14 protein-coding genes are annotated in these 18,933 nt (G+C 48.2%); 5 read left to right on the forward strand and 9 right to left on the reverse strand.

Going from position 1 to position 18,933, the window contains the following annotated elements; translation table 11 throughout:
* Nucleotides 1-2: 2 nt before the first annotated feature.
* Both HII30_RS09525 and HII30_RS09530 read right to left on the reverse strand, forming a co-directional pair.
* Entirely contained in the window at nt 3-1,073 is a 1,071-nt protein-coding gene (locus tag HII30_RS09525; RefSeq protein ID WP_425495986.1) for a Fe(3+) ABC transporter substrate-binding protein, read from the reverse strand.
* Between the two features lie 210 nt (nt 1,074-1,283).
* Nucleotides 1,284-1,853, reverse strand: coding sequence for a Uma2 family endonuclease (locus HII30_RS09530; RefSeq protein WP_169504796.1), 570 nt, complete (start codon nt 1,851-1,853; stop codon nt 1,284-1,286).
* Between the two features lie 232 nt (nt 1,854-2,085).
* On the opposite strand from HII30_RS09530, the gene HII30_RS09535 reads away from it, so the two are divergent.
* Nucleotides 2,086-3,489 (forward strand): SpoVR family protein, encoded by a 1,404-nt coding sequence (locus HII30_RS09535; RefSeq protein WP_169504797.1) that lies wholly within the window; start codon nt 2,086-2,088, stop codon nt 3,487-3,489.
* A gap of 102 nt (nt 3,490-3,591) precedes the next feature.
* On the opposite strand, the gene HII30_RS09540 is transcribed toward HII30_RS09535, so the two are convergent.
* Nucleotides 3,592-4,635, reverse strand: coding sequence for a globin-coupled sensor protein (locus HII30_RS09540; protein ID WP_169504798.1), 1,044 nt, complete (start codon nt 4,633-4,635; stop codon nt 3,592-3,594).
* 436 nt (nt 4,636-5,071) lie between these two features.
* On the opposite strand from HII30_RS09540, the gene HII30_RS09545 reads away from it, so the two are divergent.
* A complete protein-coding gene (locus HII30_RS09545; RefSeq protein WP_169504799.1) occupies nt 5,072-5,773 on the forward strand; it encodes a DNA-binding response regulator in 702 nt (233 codons plus the stop codon).
* Between the two features lie 861 nt (nt 5,774-6,634).
* Here HII30_RS09545 and HII30_RS09550 read toward each other — a convergent pair.
* Nucleotides 6,635-8,530, reverse strand: a complete 1,896-nt coding sequence (locus HII30_RS09550) for a PrkA family serine protein kinase (RefSeq protein ID WP_169504800.1) — start codon at nt 8,528-8,530, stop codon at nt 6,635-6,637.
* Between the two features lie 269 nt (nt 8,531-8,799).
* On the opposite strand from HII30_RS09550, the gene HII30_RS09555 reads away from it, so the two are divergent.
* Nucleotides 8,800-9,618: a DUF2161 family putative PD-(D/E)XK-type phosphodiesterase gene (locus HII30_RS09555; RefSeq protein WP_169504801.1), complete on the forward strand. Its 819-nt coding sequence runs from the start codon at nt 8,800-8,802 to the stop codon at nt 9,616-9,618.
* On the opposite strand, the gene HII30_RS09560 is transcribed toward HII30_RS09555, so the two are convergent.
* Entirely contained in the window at nt 9,615-10,829 is a 1,215-nt protein-coding gene (locus tag HII30_RS09560) for an aminotransferase-like domain-containing protein (protein ID WP_169504802.1), read from the reverse strand. The genes HII30_RS09555 and HII30_RS09560 overlap by 4 nt on opposite strands.
* A gap of 104 nt (nt 10,830-10,933) precedes the next feature.
* On the reverse strand, nt 10,934-11,590 hold the full coding sequence (locus tag HII30_RS09565) for a response regulator transcription factor (protein ID WP_169504803.1): 657 nt from the start codon (nt 11,588-11,590) through the stop codon (nt 10,934-10,936).
* Between the two features lie 379 nt (nt 11,591-11,969).
* Here HII30_RS09565 and HII30_RS09570 point away from each other — a divergent pair, with 379 nt between their 5' ends.
* Together HII30_RS09570 and HII30_RS09575 are read left to right on the forward strand one after the other, a co-directional pair.
* The gene (locus HII30_RS09570) at nt 11,970-12,386 is read left to right on the forward strand and encodes a hypothetical protein (protein WP_169504804.1); all 417 of its coding nucleotides are present in this window, start codon (nt 11,970-11,972) and stop codon (nt 12,384-12,386) included.
* 14 nt (nt 12,387-12,400) lie between these two features.
* Complete coding sequence (locus tag HII30_RS09575) at nt 12,401-13,462, forward strand: phosphodiester glycosidase family protein (RefSeq protein ID WP_246246224.1); 1,062 nt, start codon at nt 12,401-12,403, stop codon at nt 13,460-13,462.
* A gap of 276 nt (nt 13,463-13,738) precedes the next feature.
* Here the strand turns inward: HII30_RS09575 and HII30_RS09580 are convergent, their stop codons facing one another.
* The 3 genes from HII30_RS09580 to HII30_RS09590 all read right to left on the reverse strand — a co-directional run bounded on the left by HII30_RS09580 (nt 13,739) and on the right by HII30_RS09590 (nt 18,599).
* Entirely contained in the window at nt 13,739-13,993 is a 255-nt protein-coding gene (locus HII30_RS09580) for an AbrB/MazE/SpoVT family DNA-binding domain-containing protein (RefSeq protein WP_169504806.1), read from the reverse strand.
* A 192-nt stretch (nt 13,994-14,185) separates the two neighbouring features.
* The gene (locus HII30_RS09585) at nt 14,186-14,935 is read right to left on the reverse strand and encodes a GTP pyrophosphokinase (protein WP_169504807.1); all 750 of its coding nucleotides are present in this window, start codon (nt 14,933-14,935) and stop codon (nt 14,186-14,188) included.
* A 136-nt stretch (nt 14,936-15,071) separates the two neighbouring features.
* Nucleotides 15,072-18,599 carry a lamin tail domain-containing metallophosphoesterase family protein gene (locus HII30_RS09590; protein ID WP_169504808.1) on the reverse strand — a complete coding sequence of 1,176 codons (3,528 nt, stop codon included), beginning with the start codon at nt 18,597-18,599 and terminating at the stop codon, nt 15,072-15,074.
* Between the last annotated feature and the right edge of the window lie 334 nt (nt 18,600-18,933).

Genomic DNA, 18,933 nt, shown 5'->3' on the forward strand with positions numbered 1-18,933 from the left:
TGTTATTTCCAACCCGTCTTGTTCATTATTTCTACGGCTTTCGCGTTATGTTCTCCCAGTTTGCCAAGCTCAATTGCCTGGGTTTTGAAGCTGCCCCATGATTTCAACAGTTCAGGGATTTCCGCTTCCTTGTTCACCGGGAACTCGTAGTTTTCTTTCGAAATCATACCTTGAGCTTCCTTGGCTGTCAAGAATTCAATCAGCTTCACGGCGTTATCCTTGTTCTTGGCATGCTTGGTCAGCGCAGCGCCGCTCACATTGATATGTGTGCCTGTTGTACCCTGGTTCGGGAAGAATACGCCGACCTGCTCTCCAACCCTCACTTCTTCCGGATCTGCAGAGTTCAGCAGCAATCCGACATAGTAGGTGTTCATGAGGGCGACATCACCGACACCGGCTACAATCGCTTTTGCCTGGTCACGGTCACTGCCTTCGGGTGTGCGAGCAAGATTCGCTACCAGTCCTTTTGACCATTCCTCTGCTTTCTCAGGACCTTCCAATTCAATGAAGGAAGCCAGCAGGGATTGATTGTACAGATTGGACGATGGACGGACCAGCACTTTGTCCTTCCATGCGGGAGTTGTGAGATCTTCATATGTGGACAATTGCTCCGGCTTTACGCGGTCTTTGGAATACACAATGACACGTGCACGGCTCGACAGGCCAATCCACTGATTATCCGGGTCGCGGAGCTCCTGAGGCACCTGAGCGTCCACGGTCTCGGAAACAACCGGCTGGAGTACATCCGCCTGCTTCGCCGTGTTGAGGACACCGCCGTCAACCGTCATAAACAGATCCGCCTGGGTGTTCTCACCTTCCCGCTTCAGTCGTTCAATCAGCTCTTCAGCCTTGCCATCAATGACTTTAACCTGGATGCCAGTATCCTCCGTAAATTTCGCAAACAGCTTCTTATCTACATCATAACTGCGGGATGAATACACGTTAATCACTTTCTCCGCTTCCTTGCCGCCCTCTGAAGCTCCTTCAGCATTCTTCTCGGCACCACAGCCTGCCAGCAGACCGGCCGTCAATACCACACTCATCATTGGTGCAAACCACTTCCGTATACGCAACTTCAACACACTCCCTATTTTATGTAAATATAAATGATTATCATTATCAATGAAAAGTACATAATGAATCATAAGGTAGCTTAGGCAGCTTGTCAAGCACCAGTTACTGGCTGTACCCTGCTACTGTGCGCGGCTGGGCCTCGAACGGCTCAGGTGCTTAGCATCTGGAGCAAAATAAAACCGATTCCCGTGGGAATCGGTTTTAGCGTATTAAGCTTCCAAGTTGAACAGCTTGCCGAGCGATATCTGCAAATCCTTGAACACATTTGACCGCACGTTATCCTGCTCCGTATATAAATCGCGTACCTGGTATTCGCCATCCTGCAGAGCATAAACATGAACCGTGCGATTGCCGGGATCCACGATCCAATATTCCTGTACGCCATATTTCTGATATAGATTGAACTTCTCATTGAAATCCTTAAGCGCTGTTGAAGGTGACAGCACTTCGATAATCATCGTCGGAGCACCGTGACAGCCGTTCTTGGAGATCTGGCTTTTGGAGCATACTACCGACAGATCCGGCTGCGTCACATGATTAGGCGAATCATATTGATGACTTTCACTGAAGAACACATCGAACGGAGCGACAAACACGTAGCAATTCCGATTCTGCAAAAGCGTTCGAAGTGCGAAATGCAGCTCGCCTACAACAAATTGATGAAGGGCTGTGGGAGCTGGAGACATGTTATATGCCTTACCACTAATTAACTCCCAAGCGCCGTCCCATGACAACCAATCTTGATATGTGTGATGCTGCTTCTCACCCGGATTCGACACTGTGGATCTACCTCCTTCGAATTTCGTCCGCCCTGAAAATCTGTTTGCATGTACCTGAAATTATACCACATACGGCTTCGATTTCTTAGCTTTGAGTCTACCGGTCAGCTGCAGCATAAGTTCCATTTCTCCTTCCGGGCTTTTTCTCGCTACTAATCCCCTCCTTTGCCGAATATACATAAGTATATCTCTGCGCGATTTAGCTTCCATACCCAGGAAGGAGCCTTCAATCATGAGCTATACCGATGAAATGAATGAACTGCAAAAGGCCATTGACGAAATTATGGAGATCGCTGACGGTTTCGGGCTCGACTACTACCCGATGCGATATGAGATCTGTCCCGCTGACATTATCTACACCTTCGGCGCATATGGCATGCCCACCCGCTTTTCGCATTGGAGCTTTGGAAAAACCTTTAATAAGATGAAAATGCAGTACGATTTCGGGCTCAGCAAAATTTACGAGCTGGTCATCAACTCCAATCCCTGCTACGCCTTTCTGCTGGACGGCAACTCCCTCATCCAGAACAAGCTGATTGTAGCGCATGTACTGGCTCACTGTGATTTTTTCAAAAACAACGCCCGCTTCTCCGTATCCAATCGCAATATGGTCGAGAGCATGTCAGCGACCGCTGAGCGAATCTCAAGGTATGAGCTGGAGCACGGAACCGAAGCTGTGGAGAAGTTTATCGACGCGGTGCTGGCGATTCAGGAACATGTGGACCCGCAGATTGTGCGGCCGGAGAAGCTGGATAAACAGCGGTATACCGAGCGTATGATTCAAGGGAAAAAGGATGACGCCAAGCGTCACAAGCGCCCGGGACCCTACGACGATCTGTGGGGTGCCAGCAGTGAAGGCAGCAGCCCTGCCAAATCCAAGGAGGAAGAAGCGGCAGCCGCACGCCGATTTCCCCCGGAGCCGGAGAAAGATATTATGTGGTTTATTCAGGAGTATTCTGAAATTCTGGAGGACTGGCAGCGGGATATCCTGAGTATGCTGCGCGAGGAAATGCTGTATTTCTGGCCGCAGATGGAGACGAAGATCATGAACGAAGGCTGGGCTTCCTACTGGCATCAACGGATCATCCGGGAGCTGGACCTGACCAGCGAGGAGACGGTGGAGTTCGCTAAGCTGAATGCTTCGGTGGTGCAGCCGTCCCGGCATACGCTGAATCCGTACTACCTGGGGCTGAAGATCTTTGAAGACATCGAACGCCGCTGGGACCGTGACAAAATGTTTGAGGTCCGCGAGTACGACTCCGACATCTCCTTTCTGCGCAACTATCTGACGAAGGAGCTTGTGCGGGATCTCGATCTTTATGTTTTTGAGAAAAAAGGAGCCGAGTGGAAAATTACCGACAAAGGCTGGGAGAATATCCGTGACCAGCTGGTCACCTCCAGGGTGAACGGCGGCTCTCCTTATCTCGTTGTGCAGGACGGCGATTTTCACCGTTCCGGCGAGCTGATGATCAAGCATCAGTATGAAGGCATGGAGCTGGATCTCAAGTATATGGAGCGTACGCTGCCATATGTGTACCACCTGTGGGGGAAACCAGTGCACCTGAACACGATTATTGAGAGCAAGCCGATTCTGTACTCTTATGATGGTAAAAAGCTGCACCGCCGTTTTATGTAACTTCTAAGTACCAAAGGGACCCCCTGCGGATCATGATGGTCATGATCTGCAAGGGGCCTTTTTTTCATGGCTTCTGCTGTTAGCTTCTAATACTGTTGGCTTCTAATAAACGGCTGCCGGCTCTACGGTCTCGCCCTGGGAATCCCGATGTTGAAGAGCTTCCAGATCACTAGCCAGCTTCTCCATCATTCTCACAAAGGCAGCCAGCTCCTGCGAGCTTGCGGCCTGGTTCCGGGCATTGATGGAAGTCTGCTCCGATTCTCGTTCTACCTCGGCCAGCTTGCGGACAATGCCTCCCACCTTATCCTGGATCTGCTCCATTGCGCCGCGGGAATGACTCGCGAGCTTACGCACTTCCCCGGCAACGACTTCAAATCCGCGGCCCAGCTCACCAGCATGTGCGGCTTCAATCGCCGCGTTCAAACCGACAAGATGACTCTGATCAGCAATCTCACGAATGAGAGTTCCCATCTGCTCAATATGCAGAACCTCCTGATTCAACTCAGCTGTGAGGGTATGGGCCTTCTCCTGAGCTTCTGCGGTTTTGGCTGCATTTTCGGCCATGAGGGCCGCACTCTGCTCCAGCTCTACGATCATGGCACTGAGCTCCTGTACGGCAGCTGTAATGGCTTCTAGCATCGTCTTCTGCTCATCTACAAGGGACTGAATGTTCTCTTTCTCCTTCAAATCATAAGCTTCCAGGACCAGCTGGGAATCCAGATTGAACATTTTGCTCAGCGCATGAACGACCTGGGTCCAGCGATCCGGTATGGACTGCTGCAATAATTGTGTAGCGATATCGAGATAGATCATATAGGTTCCGAGATAATAGTCCGTGTTTAGTCCGATCCGGGAATGAATTTGGCCTACGAGGATCCGGTTCGAGATATAGGAGTCATCCACAACCCCGGCTGTCAGAGACATCCAGTACTCCCGCTGGGTTTGCTTCAAACGGTCAACCGTCGAATGGCGATGGATCATATCCTTTAAATGCGGCTGGCTCTCAATCCGGTCATACAACCGGTCCACCACTTCATCCACGACACTGCGAAAAACACCCGCATGCTCTGACAATAACGACAATTCCTGTTCCTTCAGGCCAATGTAATTCAGCTGATTCTGTCTCTCCGGCGAAACATTGATCATGAGATGCTTCAACTCCTGTTCTAACCTTAATAAGACCTGGTTTCATTATAGACTAAACGTCCCATAATATCCCAAGCCTTAAGCCCTAAATCGCGGTGTGTTTGCACAAGATCTACGGCTGGTGTTTATGCGGTGGATGGGGTCTTAACATTGCTTATTTGTTAGTTCCTAAATTCTTTAATATGATATAATGCATTCAACGTATACACTTCATATGACAACGTGCCTAAAGCGAATCTACAGCTAAAGTAAAATGTACCTTTAAATGTATGTTAACGTATATTCAATGCACATATGGCATCTCTGCACCGTCACACAATCTATACGCGACTTAAACTTAAATCCTACGCAGAACGTGAAGCACACGCCTTTCATCTGCCCTCCATTGGGCTGTGAGAGGCGTTTTTTTATATCTAAAATTAGGGAGTGAACAATGATGGTAAATTACGAGGACGCCCATGAGCAGTTTGTCGAATCACACTTGAGCAGGAGATCAGGTGAGCGGTATCGCCGACTGAAGGAATCTCATGCCTATGGCGAGCAATTGTTTTTGCAGGCCATATGGTGGCCGACGTTTGGGAATTTCGATCATCTTCATCCAGAATATGAAGTGGCTGATCTGGAAGACAACAGCCGCTATATTGATTTTGCTTATCTTCGGGGCGGTATTTCCATTGCGATTGAATTAGATGGTTATGGTCCGCATGTCCGACATTGCAGCCGTTTCGATTTCAGCAAAGACCGTTGGCGGCAGAACAGTCTAATATACGACGGATGGAAACTCATACGCTTTACGGTCGACGATCTCAAGGAGAAGCCTCGCAGGTGCGCGCAATTTCTTCAACAGTGTATGGGAAGATGGTATGGCAGCAGCATATCAGATACAAACTCAGTAGGACCGCTATCGGTAGAGGAACGGCTGATTATCAGGTATATAAGGCAGCGACAAGTGAGCGTGAAGCCCGCTGATATATGCACACTGTTCGGTGTCGGTAAATCCAAGTCACTGCTTCTTCTTCAAGGGCTGCTGTCAAAAGGACTTCTCGAACCGGACGGTAACAGCACAATCCGTATCCGTTCCTACAAGCTTGCGCGTAAGCTTACGCTGCAGGAGCTGGCTCAGCTGGATCTTTACTAGAATAACTGTAACTCTATCCAAACATGTCTAGTATAACTAACTGTTACTCCACTATTTGATCTGCTGGTAATTTGATGTGCAAGTTGCTGGTGGAACATAAGTCTGATATAGTCGATACTTGCGAGCAGCACCTTCAATCTAACCTTATAGATAAGTAACTTCAAAGCCTTTAAGGCAAATTAAATTAACTTGAGAAAAATAAGCTTGAATTCCAAGCTTATTTTTTTCATTTTAAATGAAAAGCTCAGTTTAAGATTGAAAATCAGTCTTAAATTGGCCAAAATTCCAATTATAGAAGAGAATGAGCATGAAATCTTATAAATAAGATTGAAAATCAATCTTATATGGTCGATTATCGCTGATTTTAAAGAAATAAGACTGAAATTCAGTCTTATCTAGAAAAGCTATGCTTTTCTGCTTGCTAAAAAATGCGATCATCCATGGCTGCTGCCCGAAGCACTGCAAACAGCACCTCTTAAGGACCACAGCTGCGGCTGCTTCATTGAGCTATAACACGAAAACAGCCTTCACCCCTGAAAATTTGGGGCAAAGGCCATTTTTAGCACTTATCAACACTCTTGCAGCAGGAGCCTATCCTACTCTAACTGCCGCACATCTCGATGCCGCTTTTTTCGTCTGCCGCACATTCCAACAGCGCTAACCGCCGGTTACTTCAACTGCCACACACTTTTACTGCTCATCTTACACGTGCTGCTCCCTACTGCACTTTCCGACTACCGATTACTCAACTGCCACCCACTTCTACTACTCAGCACAAACCTGCACTTCCGCTGGTGCACACTCATACTGCCCGTCGAACAAAACACCCATCCATTTCGCACCGCACCAGCCTCACCCGATTTACCGGTTCAGCAGGCTTCCCACATAGCGCAGCAGTTCGTTGGCGCATACCGGGCAGTAGCCGTGCTCGTCGATCAGACGGGAGCTCACCTCATTGATCCGCTTCAGCTGAACTGCATCCGGTGTTTTTGTGGATGTGGTGATTTTGACGATGTCTTTCAAATCGGCGAACAGCTTCTTCTCAATCGCCTCACGCAGCCGTTCGTGATTATGATACTCGAATTTTTTACCTTTTCGCGAATAGGCGGAGATACGGATCATAATTTCCTCTCGGAATGCTTTCTTGGCATTCTCGGACACGCCGATCTGCTCCTCGATCGACCGCATGAGTCTTTCGTCCGGATCCATCTCCTCATCGGTCAGGGGGTCACGGATTTTCGTCCAGTTGCAGAATGCCTCGATATTGTCGAGGTAGTTCTCGAACAGCGTTTTGGCCGACTCCTCGAAGGAATAGACGAAGGCCTTCTGGACTTCTTTTTTCGCGAGCTCATCATACTCCTTGCGTGCGGCGGAGATGAAATTCAGATACCGCTCCCGCTCTTCCTTCGTAATGGAAGGATGCTGATCCAGACCGTCCTTGATCCCCCGCAGCATATCCAGCGCATTAATGCACTGAAGATTCTGCTTGATCAAGGCACTCGAGATTCGGTTGATGACATAGCGGGGATCCACACCCGACATGCCCTCCTCCAGATACTCGTTCTGCATTTCTTTCAGATCTGCTTCTTTATACCCCTCAATCTCCTCACCATCATACATACGCATCTTCTTGATGAGATCCATCCCCTGCTTCTTCGTCTCCTTGAGACGGGTCAGAATGGAGAAAATGGCTGCAGAACGAAGGGCATGCGGAGCGATATGGATATGCTTCATGTCACTCTGGCCAATCAGCTTTTCGTAAATTTTCTCCTCATCTGTCACTCTCAGATTGTATGGAATCGGCATGACGATCATCCGGGACTGCAGGGCTTCATTTTTCTTGTTGGCAATAAACGCTTTATATTCAGACTCGTTCGTATGAGCTACAATCAATTCATCCGCGCTGATCAGCGCAAATCGCCCGGCTTTAAAATTCCCTTCCTGCGTCAGGGACAGCAGGTTCCATAAAAACTTCTCGTCACATTTCAGCATTTCCTGAAATTCCATCAAACCCCGGTTCGCCTTATTCAGCTCACCATCAAACCTGTAGGCTCGCGGATCGGACTCCGACCCATACTCTGTAATCGTAGAGAAGTCGATGCTTCCGGTCAGATCGGCAATATCCTGCGACTTTGGATCGGACGGACTGAACGTACCAATTCCCGTACGTCCCTCCTCTGATATCAGTACACGCTCTACCATGACCGATTCGATATCTCCGTTATACTCTGTTTTCAATCTCATTTGGCAGGATGGGCACAGGTTGCCCTCGATTCTTACACCCAGCTCTTTCTCAATGTCCGGACGCAGCTCCAGCGGAATCAGATGCAACGGCTCTTCATGCATGGGACAGCCCGCGATGGCGTAAACCGCACCACGTTCGGTGCGAGAGTACTTCTCGAGCCCCCGTTTGAGCAAGGTGACCAGCGTAGACTTACCCCCGCTGACGGGCCCCATCAGCAGCAGAATCCGTTTTCTTACATCCAGACGGCGTGCGGCCGAATGAAAATATTCTTCGACGAGCTTTTCCACGGCGCGGTCCAGCCCGAAAATTTCCTGTTCAAAAAACTTGTATTTCTTCCGTCCGCTGCTCTCTTCAATCCCGTAGGATTCGATCATGTCATACACACGTGCATGAGCGGTCATGGCTGGTGCCGGATCTTTTTTCAGTAATTCAATATATTCCCTGAATGTGCCGCTCCACGCCAAACGGTCGCTCTCTGCCCGATAAGATGCTATGCGTTCAAAAATATCCATACCGCTACCTCCTATGACTTCTTATTGAGGATTGGCTTCCATTCCACATGCGTCCCTTGCGCCTTTAACCACCGAAAAAGTGTATTACATACCTATGCGGCATTTACAGAATAGTTGACCTCATTTTGCAAGGAAACAGCTTTCTTTTTCCGGGAAGAGGAAAGCTTCCCTCTTCAGGATACGCACACCCGTTCCCGGCATGTTATACTGATGGAATACATCAAACAGCGGCGGATCAGCGTCTGCTGTCCTAACAAAGGAGAAGCGCCATGGCGATAAAGCACGAAGCCGAGCTGTATGCTCCATTGAAGGCTTTTTTTGAAATGCGCGGATATCTCATCAAAGGGGAAGTCCGGGACTGTGATCTGGTGGGCGTTCGGGAGGACGGCCAGGAACTGATGATTGCGGAAATGAAAAAAACGTTCAACCTCGCCCTGCTGCTGCAGGGGCTGGAACGTTTGAAGATGAGTCCTCATGTGTATTTGGCGGTAGAGAAGAGCCGGGCCAAGAAGGGTGCGGTGAACCAGCGGTGGAATGAGATCAGCAGCCTGTGCCAGCGGCTGGGCCTCGGGCTTGTGACGGTGACCTTCTACAAGACAAAACCTCCGTTTGTCGAGGTACTGTGCGAGCCGGAAGCCTATCAGCCACCCAGCCGGGGATCCTCACGCAAAAGAGAACGGCTGCTCCTCGAGTTCCGCGAGCGCAGCGGTGATTACAATACAGGCGGCGTCTCGCGTGCCAAGCTTGTAACAGCATACCGCGAGAAGGCTCTCCGCGTCGCTGCTGCACTGGCAGGAATCAGCCGTGATATGCCTGGTGCGCCGGGCAAGGCCAGTAGTGCTGAAGCTGACCTGGCAGCGCTAGACAGAACTCTGGAAGCCCCACCACCGCTTGGAACAGCACCTGCTAAAATACGGGATCTGAGCGGTGTCGGTAATGCAGCCGCTATTCTGCAGCGCAACTATTATGGCTGGTTTGAACGGATCGGTCGCGGTCGGTATGTCCTGACACCCGAAGGACGAAGAGCTCTGGAAACCTATGCTGCTGTATTGGAAACACACAGCAGCAGGGGAGAAACTGCACCTTAGCTTCGTGCTGTAAACTCCCGCACGGCTTCACTGATCAGATTCATCCCGAGCAGCAGCTCATCCCGGCCCGGATGCGTGAAGTTCAGACGAATATAATCGTCTTGATCCTCTCCGGGCGAGCACATCGAACCCGGTAGGAAGCTGACCCCTTTACGAACTGACACTTTGAGCAGCGTATCCCCACTTAATCCGCCCGGCAGCTTGACCCAGAGAAACATCCCGCCTTCCGGAAGGGAATATGATGCTTGCTGCCAGGCACTGCGTTTCAGGAGCTGGTCCATCAGCTTAAGCCGTGTATCGTACTCTCGGTTCAGCATCACAATATGATCTTCCAGATTGAAGTGCCGGGACTCCAGAAGATGATGAAGCATTCGCTGATTAAGCATACTGGACTGCCAGTCAGCCATCAGCTTGACAGCGGTCATCATCCCGATCACTTCTTTGCTTCCCGCAGCCCAGCCGGTCCGGAGTGCAGGTGCGACGGTTTTGCTGAACGAGCCGATATACAGCACATGCTCTCCCTGCCGCTCTTCCATAGAGATCAGTGACTTCAGAGTCTCAGGTTTAGTACCATCTTGTGGAAAATGGAGCTCACCCAAAGAATCGTCCTCTACTACCAGCAGTCCACTGCCTGACGTCATGCTCAGTACCTGTCTTCTGCGTTCCAGTGTCCAGACACACCCTGTCGGATTATTGAAATTAGGTGCCGTAAACAATAACTTCGGACGGTGGATTTTAATCATGGATGCCAGATGGTCGGGCAGAATCCCTTCACCATCTCCTTCCACAGGTATGATGCGTGCTCCCTGAAGCCTCAGCACCTGCAGCAGGCCCGGCGATGTCGGGTTCTCGACCAGGACACGGTCACCGGGATCGACATAGACGCGTACCAGCAGATCGACCGCCTGCTGCGTACCGGTCGTTAATAGAATCTGGTCTGGATGCAGCTCAAGGCTCTTACGGCGCTTCCAGCTCTGGCACAGCCACTCCCGGAGAGGCCCATAGCCCTCCGCTTCTCCGTACTGAAGAGAACGCGGGTCTGCCGACAGAACGGCATTTGCGGATTCCGCCAGGGACGACAGCGGAAACAGTTCTTCAGCCGGAAGCTCTTCCGCCAGTGAAATAAAAGAATCCCGCTTCGCAAGTTCCTGAACACTGCGCAGCGGGGACGACATGAGAGTCTGTGCACGGGAAGCAAAGGAATAGTGCATGTAAGGTTCCTCCCTCTATCCGTTATCCTGATCTCTTTGGTTATGTAATGGGATGCATTTATGGGTATTCTCCGTCATCCCGCATTATAACCGATCAGGTCATATCAGGCATACATCTGACGGCCTTGGCGGGTATAAAGCGCATATTTCTCAATCGCTTGGGCTCGGGTATTTACACCCAGCTTCACGTAAATTTTTCGCAGATAATTATCAATAGAACGGCGGCTGACCTCAATCTCAAGAGCGATTTTATCATAGGTTATCCCCTGAACGATCCGTTCCATAATGAAGCTTTCCATCTCGGACAGCGGCAGTCCGCCTTCTGAAAGAGGTGAAGATGTCAGCGGCCAAATGCCCTGTCTGACCCATTCCAAGGGCAGTGCGGTAATGCCTTCCCGCAATCCGGATATGATATGAATGAGCTGGAATGGAGAAGCCTGCTTGGATAAAATACCGCTCGCACCGCGGCTGATCAGACTCTGCAGCAATGGCAAACCGTCATTGTCTGTCATCACCACAACATGAGAGCTAGGAGATACCTGCTTCATCTGCTCCAGTACATAATCTGCGGTATGATCAGACAAGCGGTAATCCAGGAGCACCATATCGGGTGAATGTTCTTCTACAAATCGGATACCTTCCTGTCCAGTCTGCACCATACCGGTAACGTGTAAATCTTTCTCTTCTTCGAGAATCAATTTGGTCCCCAGCATACTTGTGGGATGACTTCCGACAATCACAACTCGCCAAACCTGATTCATGTTCTAACAACCCCCTGTTTCAACTACAAGTAATCACCTTAAAAACAATACAGTTATGTCATCATTCGGCGCGCCAGAAAGACGACCATAACAAACGCGAAAAGCGGTTGTTTACCGCTCTGCCGAGCATCGTATACAACTTCATAGCAGCTTTAAAGGCATATCATACGTAAGGCTCAGAAGAAACCGATAGACCAAGGCGAACGGCTTATATGTATCTCAGTTATGAAACAAATCTATACAAATTGTATCCCATTTTCGATCACATAGGCAATCTATTTTTCAATATATGAACATTTTTCTTCGTCTTTGCGAAAACGAATCCGTCATGATAGAATGAATATTGGTAAAAATGATAGGAATTACAAGGGGTGAAGAGATGCCAGTACTGCAGACAGAAAACCAATCTTCTTCTTATCCATCCCGCGAAGCTTCAGCGAGAAAAGGTCCCAAGGCCAGATGGTTTTGGCTGTTTTGGATCATATTGATTGGAGCGGGAGTCGCTGCCGCCTATTATTACAGCAATCATCTTCAGCAAGAAATGATAACCAGGCTTCAGCAGGATACACAGAAAGAGATGGCCGCCTTAAAGGCCCAATATGACAGCCGTTTTTCAGAAATTTCCAGTCAAATGAATCAAATTGACAGCAAAGTTCAGGCTTTTAACGAACTGCTTACTTTTACGAAAGACCAGGCCAGCGGCAAAACTGACAACAGCAATAAGCTGTACAGCCAGCTGAATGATGTCAAGCAGCAGCTTTCTAATCTGGAGAAGAAGCTGGAGCTGTTAAAATGAGATCCATTGCACAAATGACACCTAAACAAGTCAATCGGCTGTTTATGCTGGCTCTGGCCCCATTTATCGGGACAGCGCTTTGTATTTGGCTCCTGACGTCTCCGCCCCAGCTGCAGCTGAACACAACATCCTATGTACCGGACACCGATCTGACGCAGCAGTCCGGGACGATCAGCCAGGGACTGGATCAGGCCAGCAGCACGGTAGACCAAACCATTGCAACCATTGAGAAGACCGGCCAATTATATCAGCAAACAACCGCAGCGATGAATACGATCCGCGCTAAAGCTGTAGTACAAGCTGGTCTGCCAGAAGATATATACAACCGGCGAATTACCAGCAAGCTGGGCCGGCCCATTGAGACGGTTCAAACCGACCGTATCTCGATACAATTATTTAAAGTGAATCCAGGCATATACCGTGGACACGCGATGAAAATTAAGTTGAAAGACCCCAATGCTATGAAAATGGTACTCGGCAACGGACAACCCGGCAAAGCGGTTACTACGATGCAGGCCGTGAACTATTACGGAGCTGTCGCTGGAATTAATGCCGGAGGTTATGCCGACGGGAATGGCGGGCGGCATCCGCTCAGCACCACCTTCATTAACGGCGGTTATGTGACAGGGTTTCAGCCCAGCTTCAAGGACCTGGCCTTTGTCGGCTTGAATCAATCAGGACAGCTGATCGGAGGAAAGTTTAAGAACAAGGAGCAGCTCGACCGTCTGAATCCGAAATTCGGTGCTACCTTTGTGCCCGTATTGATGAAGAATGGTAACAAGACCCCGATTCCGTTGAAATGGAAAACGAGTCCGGCACGCGCTCCGCGAACGGTAATTGCCAATTATAAAGATGACCAGCTGCTAGTTCTCGTAACGGAAGGTTATAATGAAAAAGGAGATTCAGGCGCAACCCTGGAAGAGCTTCAGAACAAGCTGGAGCATCTTGGCGTCAAGGATGCCTATAATCTGGATGGCGGCGGCTCTTCGTCTTTGATCCTGAACGGTCGTGTGGTGAACCGCCCTTCGGATGGACGGCTGCGGCCTGTACCTACTCATTTCTTATTCTTTAAATAATTCATAATTCTCATTGGTTTTTTGGATCATGCTGGGTATAATAGAGAGTAGCTTAGCAGGAGGTGGCCTTTTATGTCCTTTTCATTAACGTTCTGGATCGTCATGCTGGTTTTCGCACTGTATACGGTCGGTATTCTGACTGCCGCATATAATGAAGATAAAACCGAAGGCCTGTAAGGCACAGCTTCCTCACTACGGGGAAGCTTTTTTCTTTGCTTACGCTGCACCTGTGAGGATATAAAAAAGCGCCGCAGTCTGCAGCGCATGTAAAAAGGTCTAGCCATGGTTTGGAAGCTGAGTCATCTCTGACATACATTGTGTACAAATGTAACGCTCTTTAAATTCACTAACCCCATCCATGGATCCGCAAAATACGCATTTGGGACGGTAGCGCTCCAGAATTATATGGTCTCCCTGCACCAGAATTTCTACAGGATCTCCTTCATTCATCTGATATCTTTTGCGCAGTGATTTGGGCAGGACGATTCTCCCCAGTTGATCCACCTTACGTACAACACCGGCTGGTTTCATACGATTGAAACACCTCTTTCGTTCAACAAAATTCTGTATGATTTATTATAACTTAATCTATAAGACCTAGTATAATAGTTCGATACCATCTTGTCGAATCCTGCTAGTTTTTAAAACATTTTTTATGTTTTTAGCAAATTTGTGGTGTTTTATAGGTATAGCGTATGACTTTCATGTTCATTTTTAACATTTTTAATCCCCGCCTCCTAAAAGTCTTAGAAGATTTTGAGGCAGGTTGAACTGCTGATTCTGAATCACAATTCTTTGCAGCTCTTCTTCAGAACTGTCGATATCCGCATCTTTAATCTCTTGAATCTCGCGATGCAGCCTTTCCATCTGTAGATCCAGAGCTCCTGCAGCATCTGCGGCGCTTTTCAATTCTTTTGTCAAACGTTCAGGCACCGTCTTGTTATATTTATAAAAGATTTTATGCTCCAGACTTGCCCAGAAATCCATAGCAATCGTCCGAATTTGTATTTCCACACAGGCACGCTGCTCCCCGTCTGACATATAAACCGGAACATCTACCAGCAGGTGAAGACTCTGATATCCATTCGATTTAGGATTCTGGATGTAATCTTTGACTTCGAGAACGACAAGATCGCTTTGGCCGCACAGCATGTCCTTGACCCGGTATATATCTGATATAAAGGAGCAGGTAATCCGTAATCCTGCAATATCTTTAATATTATTTTTAATACTGTCAAACGTCAGCTCGTGGTTTTTACGAAACATTTTGTTCATAATACTTTCCGGTGTCTTGAGTCTGGATTTCGTATGCTCAATCGGATTGTAATCATGCAGGGATTGGAATTCTTCTTTAAGAACATCGATTTTCATCTCCATATGATCCAGTGCAAATTTGTAGACCATCAGAAAACGGGTAATCTCATATTTGAATTTTTTAAATTGATCGATGGGATGCTGTGATGAAGATGGCATTTCACTCTTCCTTTCTAAATAACTCTTTTATTACGTACTATTATATAGGAAATGACTTCATTTCTCGAACGGGCGCATAACGCACAGAAAAGGCCTGTGAAATGAGCTTCACAAACCTTTACTGATATTCTTCTTTTTATTTAGCGGGCGCACCGCCTGTCGATTTGAATGACCATACCTCGGACATCGTGCTTCCACCGAAATCATCCTTTACCTTCACATACCAGGAATACCATTGATTCCGCTCCAGCTTGTGCCATTTTACAGCCGCCGTTTCACCGCTTTTCACCCGCTCTGTGCCGATGGCTTCTCCTTTCAGATGGTTCACCTGAATGCTGTCCGTGGCCACCCGTTTCAATGCAGGCGCAAGGTCCAGGCTGATGGTAAATTCATCAATACCAGGTTTTGTATAATAATTGTATTTGTCCAGATAAGGAGAGTAAGTATTCACGTAGATTTGGCCGCTTTCCTGATCCACATGGAATAACCGCAGATAACCGCTTCCGCCTTCGGCATGCCCCTGATAATCCGCCAGCATTTGATAAACCGTACGGTCAACTGCGCCGTCTCCGTTGTCATCCAGCTGATCTTCCAAGAGATTGGCTCCTGTATAGTGTCCGCTCAGTACCACAGCAACGTTGGCATTCGGTACAACCACCTTTTCATACAATTCATTACCAGCCTTGGAACGTGTTCCATTCGACAGCAAGTAGTCATGAAAGCTCAGGAAGGCAATACGATCCGGATATTCAGCCAACACATCATTCATCCACTCAATATCCTCTTCTTCTACACCCCATCCCATATACATCATGATATAATCGTTGCCTTCTATTGAAATGAGGTCATAATGGCCCCGGTTATCCTTATAGGATTCGCCATAGTAGGATTGATCCTTATACCGATCTTCCCCAAAATATTGGCTGTACGTTGTATAATCCCAGTCATAGCTCCCTACGTCATGATTTCCGGCAAGCACGCCATTCGGAATATTCGCCTCTTCAATCATCTTCATGTAAGCGTCAGCCCGTTCCCATTGATACACGGCACCTGGATCATTCACCAGATCTCCCGTGTGGAACAGGTATTGAATATTCAACTCTTCTTTGTTATTTACAATCCACTCAAATTGCTCCTGCTGTATATGTGGATACAGCTCTGTCAAAAATTGTGTATCCGTCACCCACACAAAGCTGTAATCATAATCACCGCGGTTCGGAATTTCATCCTGGACGATGACATCAATGATGTTATCCTGCACGTACTCTGATGTGTTCAGATTTCCGCGCAGTGTAAAATCCTGCTCCGAGGCAGCGATATGTTTCGTGATTTCCGTCCATTTCCCGGTTGTATGGTTCCATGCATACATGGTCACCTTACGCCCCGAAACCGTATGCCCTTCCCAGATGACTTCAACCTGGTCACCAGACTCTACAGTATCTTCGAGCTCCACTTCAAAACGAAGGTATGGAAACTGGCTGGTGGAATCCAGCGTCACATACTGATCATTAGACTCGGAGATTAACTCCAACTCTGTTTTCGTTAGTTCCGTTTCACCGGCAGGATATCGATCCTTTGGCGGCTCTTCATCTGATGCATTACGAGACACCTTCACCCGGTCACCACTCAAAGAATGGTAACGATAAGCCTGATGGAAAGAAACGGTCAGTTCGTCGTCCGTCGGGTCAGTGACCTTTACTTTAAGATTTGGGACAAGACCGGCAATCGGCCCTCCATTCACACCTGGAGATACGAGTACGGGTGCATCCGGATTTTCTTCAGGAGTAACAAACGTTACGGTGTGCTCAGTACGATTTCCGGCACGGTCCACCGCAATCACTTCAAGCAGGTGACTTCCTGGAGACAATGCAGCCGATGAGGTCTCGTATGGAACTTCGATGGCCTCTCCGTCCAGCTTCACATCCAATCGTTCCACGCCGGATATGGCATCTGAAGCCGAAGCTTCAATGGTAAAGCTTCCTTTATAAGTTCGGCTCGTACTGCTGCTATCATCCAAAGTCGTGGTGATTTCAGGTCCCTGGTTATCGACCTGAATAACAACAGAGTCTTCGCCGCCCTTGCCATCCTTCACTTGAATGGTGTGTTCGCCATCTGCAGCCTGCGTCGTATCCCATGTATAGGACACCGCATTCGGCTTGTCCACAGAAATATCAAATTCAAATTCCATTAATCTTGGCGTCTTTCCGGTGTCTCCTATTGTGAAAATCTTTTCCGGATCGCTGTATCTCGGGTCCCGGATCTCGGTACCGTCATTCAGCAGCAACCGCACGTTTCGGATATCAAAATCATCCATATTGCCTTCAGGAAGATCATCTTCAAAATACGTCTTGTCATTGTCCCCCGAACGGAACGTAATCGTGTTGTTTCCCCCGGTCAGCCACTGCGGCTCAATCGGTGCAGCCAGTGTAGGGTAACCGTCGATGTCGGAATCGGTTTGGTAAAGAATGTCCCGTCCGATCGTCAGCGTATTGATCCCGTCATCTATACCGTTGCCTTCAAATATAAAATAAGCGGGATGTTCCAGTCCAATGGACCCCTCAACCTGGTTTCCATCTATGAATAACGCAAGATCTTCAGCAGGCATATCATTGGCAGCACCCCGAACATGTACCGTTCCGGTCAGAATTTGCTCCTGGGTGAGATTTAGTCTCGGGCTTTTCTGACTGCCCTTGATCTCAACCTGAAATGTTGGGCTTTCCACCGACTTGAATGTATTGGATGCTGTAAAATAATACTCCAGCGTCTGATGGCCCAGCAGCTCTAAATATGGAATGGTATAACGGTACTTGCCGTCTTCTTCCTGAAGCTGGACGATGGTAAAATCTTCATCATCATCCACACGGTAAGATAACGCCAGGGATGTGACCATCCGTTGATCCTGCGCTTCCGCAGCCACTTCAAGGCTGTCTCCGGGAGCGATCTCGGTCTCAACCGTCAGATTCGTAACCGACGGCTCCGGCGTCGTGTCAATCTGCACCGGTTTTGCAGGCACTTCGGAATGCTGCAGTGATCCCGGTGTAGCTGTATGCTCCAAAAAGGAGATTTTTTGCATTTTCAAGCTGCCGTCTACCGGGAATTTATAAAAAATCCCCAAGTCCGTTTCGTTGTGAACTTCCCCGTCATTATAAAAGGCTGAGACAATAGGACGTCCGGTGTTGGTGACAACGACCAGTTCCCGCATCCGGGAATTAGACATGCCTCCGGCTTCAATCTTGACGATATCTTCATTTTCCACAAGATTAGTATTGTAATTGGCATTAAAATCCGCAACCGTGGAGTTTTTGTTCTGATTGTTGATGATCCAGAATACGAGGGTGCCACCAGGCTGGATATCAACCTCATTCGGATTATGCGCCCAAAGCGTATCACTTTCGAGATAGCGGTAGCGTATTTTGTAATTGCTGAAATCAATGACTTGATCCGTGTTGTTGTACACTTCAATAAATTCGTAGCCGTCTCCAGTTCCAACATTGGTAGAATCGGGGACGAGTTCTGTGATTAACAATTCGGGCATGTTCTGAGACGAAATGGTTGGAGAGGATTGAGCGGATGCTTGTCCGTAACCGGAACCTAGTGCTCCGCACAAGACAAGAGAGAGGATTAACAGACACGACATGAAGCGGTACTGGACAGACTTAAACATGGAAAACCTCCTAAAATGATTTTTGAGTCATCAATTCAGTTTCCCAGTTCTCCAGGTCTCCATGGGATATCTAAATTCAATTAAAGCGTTTTCAACATCTATAATGGCACACTCTCACTTGAATTTAAACCACTTTGGTCAATTTGCGAGAGAGTTGATTCTATAGTCCCTCTCTCTTTTCATTACTGTAGTGTCATAGCCCTATATCTATTCTGTCAAAGAACAGAAGAAAGTGAGCACATGGAATATGTAAACGCCTCTAACGGACATGGAGTCCATTAGAGGCGCAAATACAGGGGATTCCAGTTTCTAACGGACATGGAGTCCGTACATG

Source organism: Paenibacillus lemnae (assembly GCF_012933385.1).
Lineage (GTDB): Bacteria > Bacillota > Bacilli > Paenibacillales > Paenibacillaceae > Paenibacillus_AQ > Paenibacillus_AQ lemnae.

Coding starts and splice junctions, on each gene's coding strand:
- HII30_RS09535 (WP_169504797.1), top strand. CDS start 2,086: ATGAGCTATACCGATGAAATGAATGAACTGCAAAAGGCCATTGACGAA.
- HII30_RS09540 (WP_169504798.1), bottom strand. CDS start 4,635: ATGATCAATGTTTCGCCGGAGAGACAGAATCAGCTGAATTACATTGGC.
- HII30_RS09545 (WP_169504799.1), top strand. CDS start 5,072: ATGGTAAATTACGAGGACGCCCATGAGCAGTTTGTCGAATCACACTTG.
- HII30_RS09550 (WP_169504800.1), bottom strand. CDS start 8,530: ATGGATATTTTTGAACGCATAGCATCTTATCGGGCAGAGAGCGACCGT.
- HII30_RS09555 (WP_169504801.1), top strand. CDS start 8,800: ATGGCGATAAAGCACGAAGCCGAGCTGTATGCTCCATTGAAGGCTTTT.
- HII30_RS09560 (WP_169504802.1), bottom strand. CDS start 10,829: ATGCACTATTCCTTTGCTTCCCGTGCACAGACTCTCATGTCGTCCCCG.
- HII30_RS09565 (WP_169504803.1), bottom strand. CDS start 11,590: ATGAATCAGGTTTGGCGAGTTGTGATTGTCGGAAGTCATCCCACAAGT.
- HII30_RS09570 (WP_169504804.1), top strand. CDS start 11,970: ATGCCAGTACTGCAGACAGAAAACCAATCTTCTTCTTATCCATCCCGC.
- HII30_RS09575 (WP_246246224.1), top strand. CDS start 12,401: ATGACACCTAAACAAGTCAATCGGCTGTTTATGCTGGCTCTGGCCCCA.
- HII30_RS09580 (WP_169504806.1), bottom strand. CDS start 13,993: ATGAAACCAGCCGGTGTTGTACGTAAGGTGGATCAACTGGGGAGAATC.
- HII30_RS09585 (WP_169504807.1), bottom strand. CDS start 14,935: ATGCCATCTTCATCACAGCATCCCATCGATCAATTTAAAAAATTCAAA.
- HII30_RS09590 (WP_169504808.1), bottom strand. CDS start 18,599: ATGTTTAAGTCTGTCCAGTACCGCTTCATGTCGTGTCTGTTAATCCTC.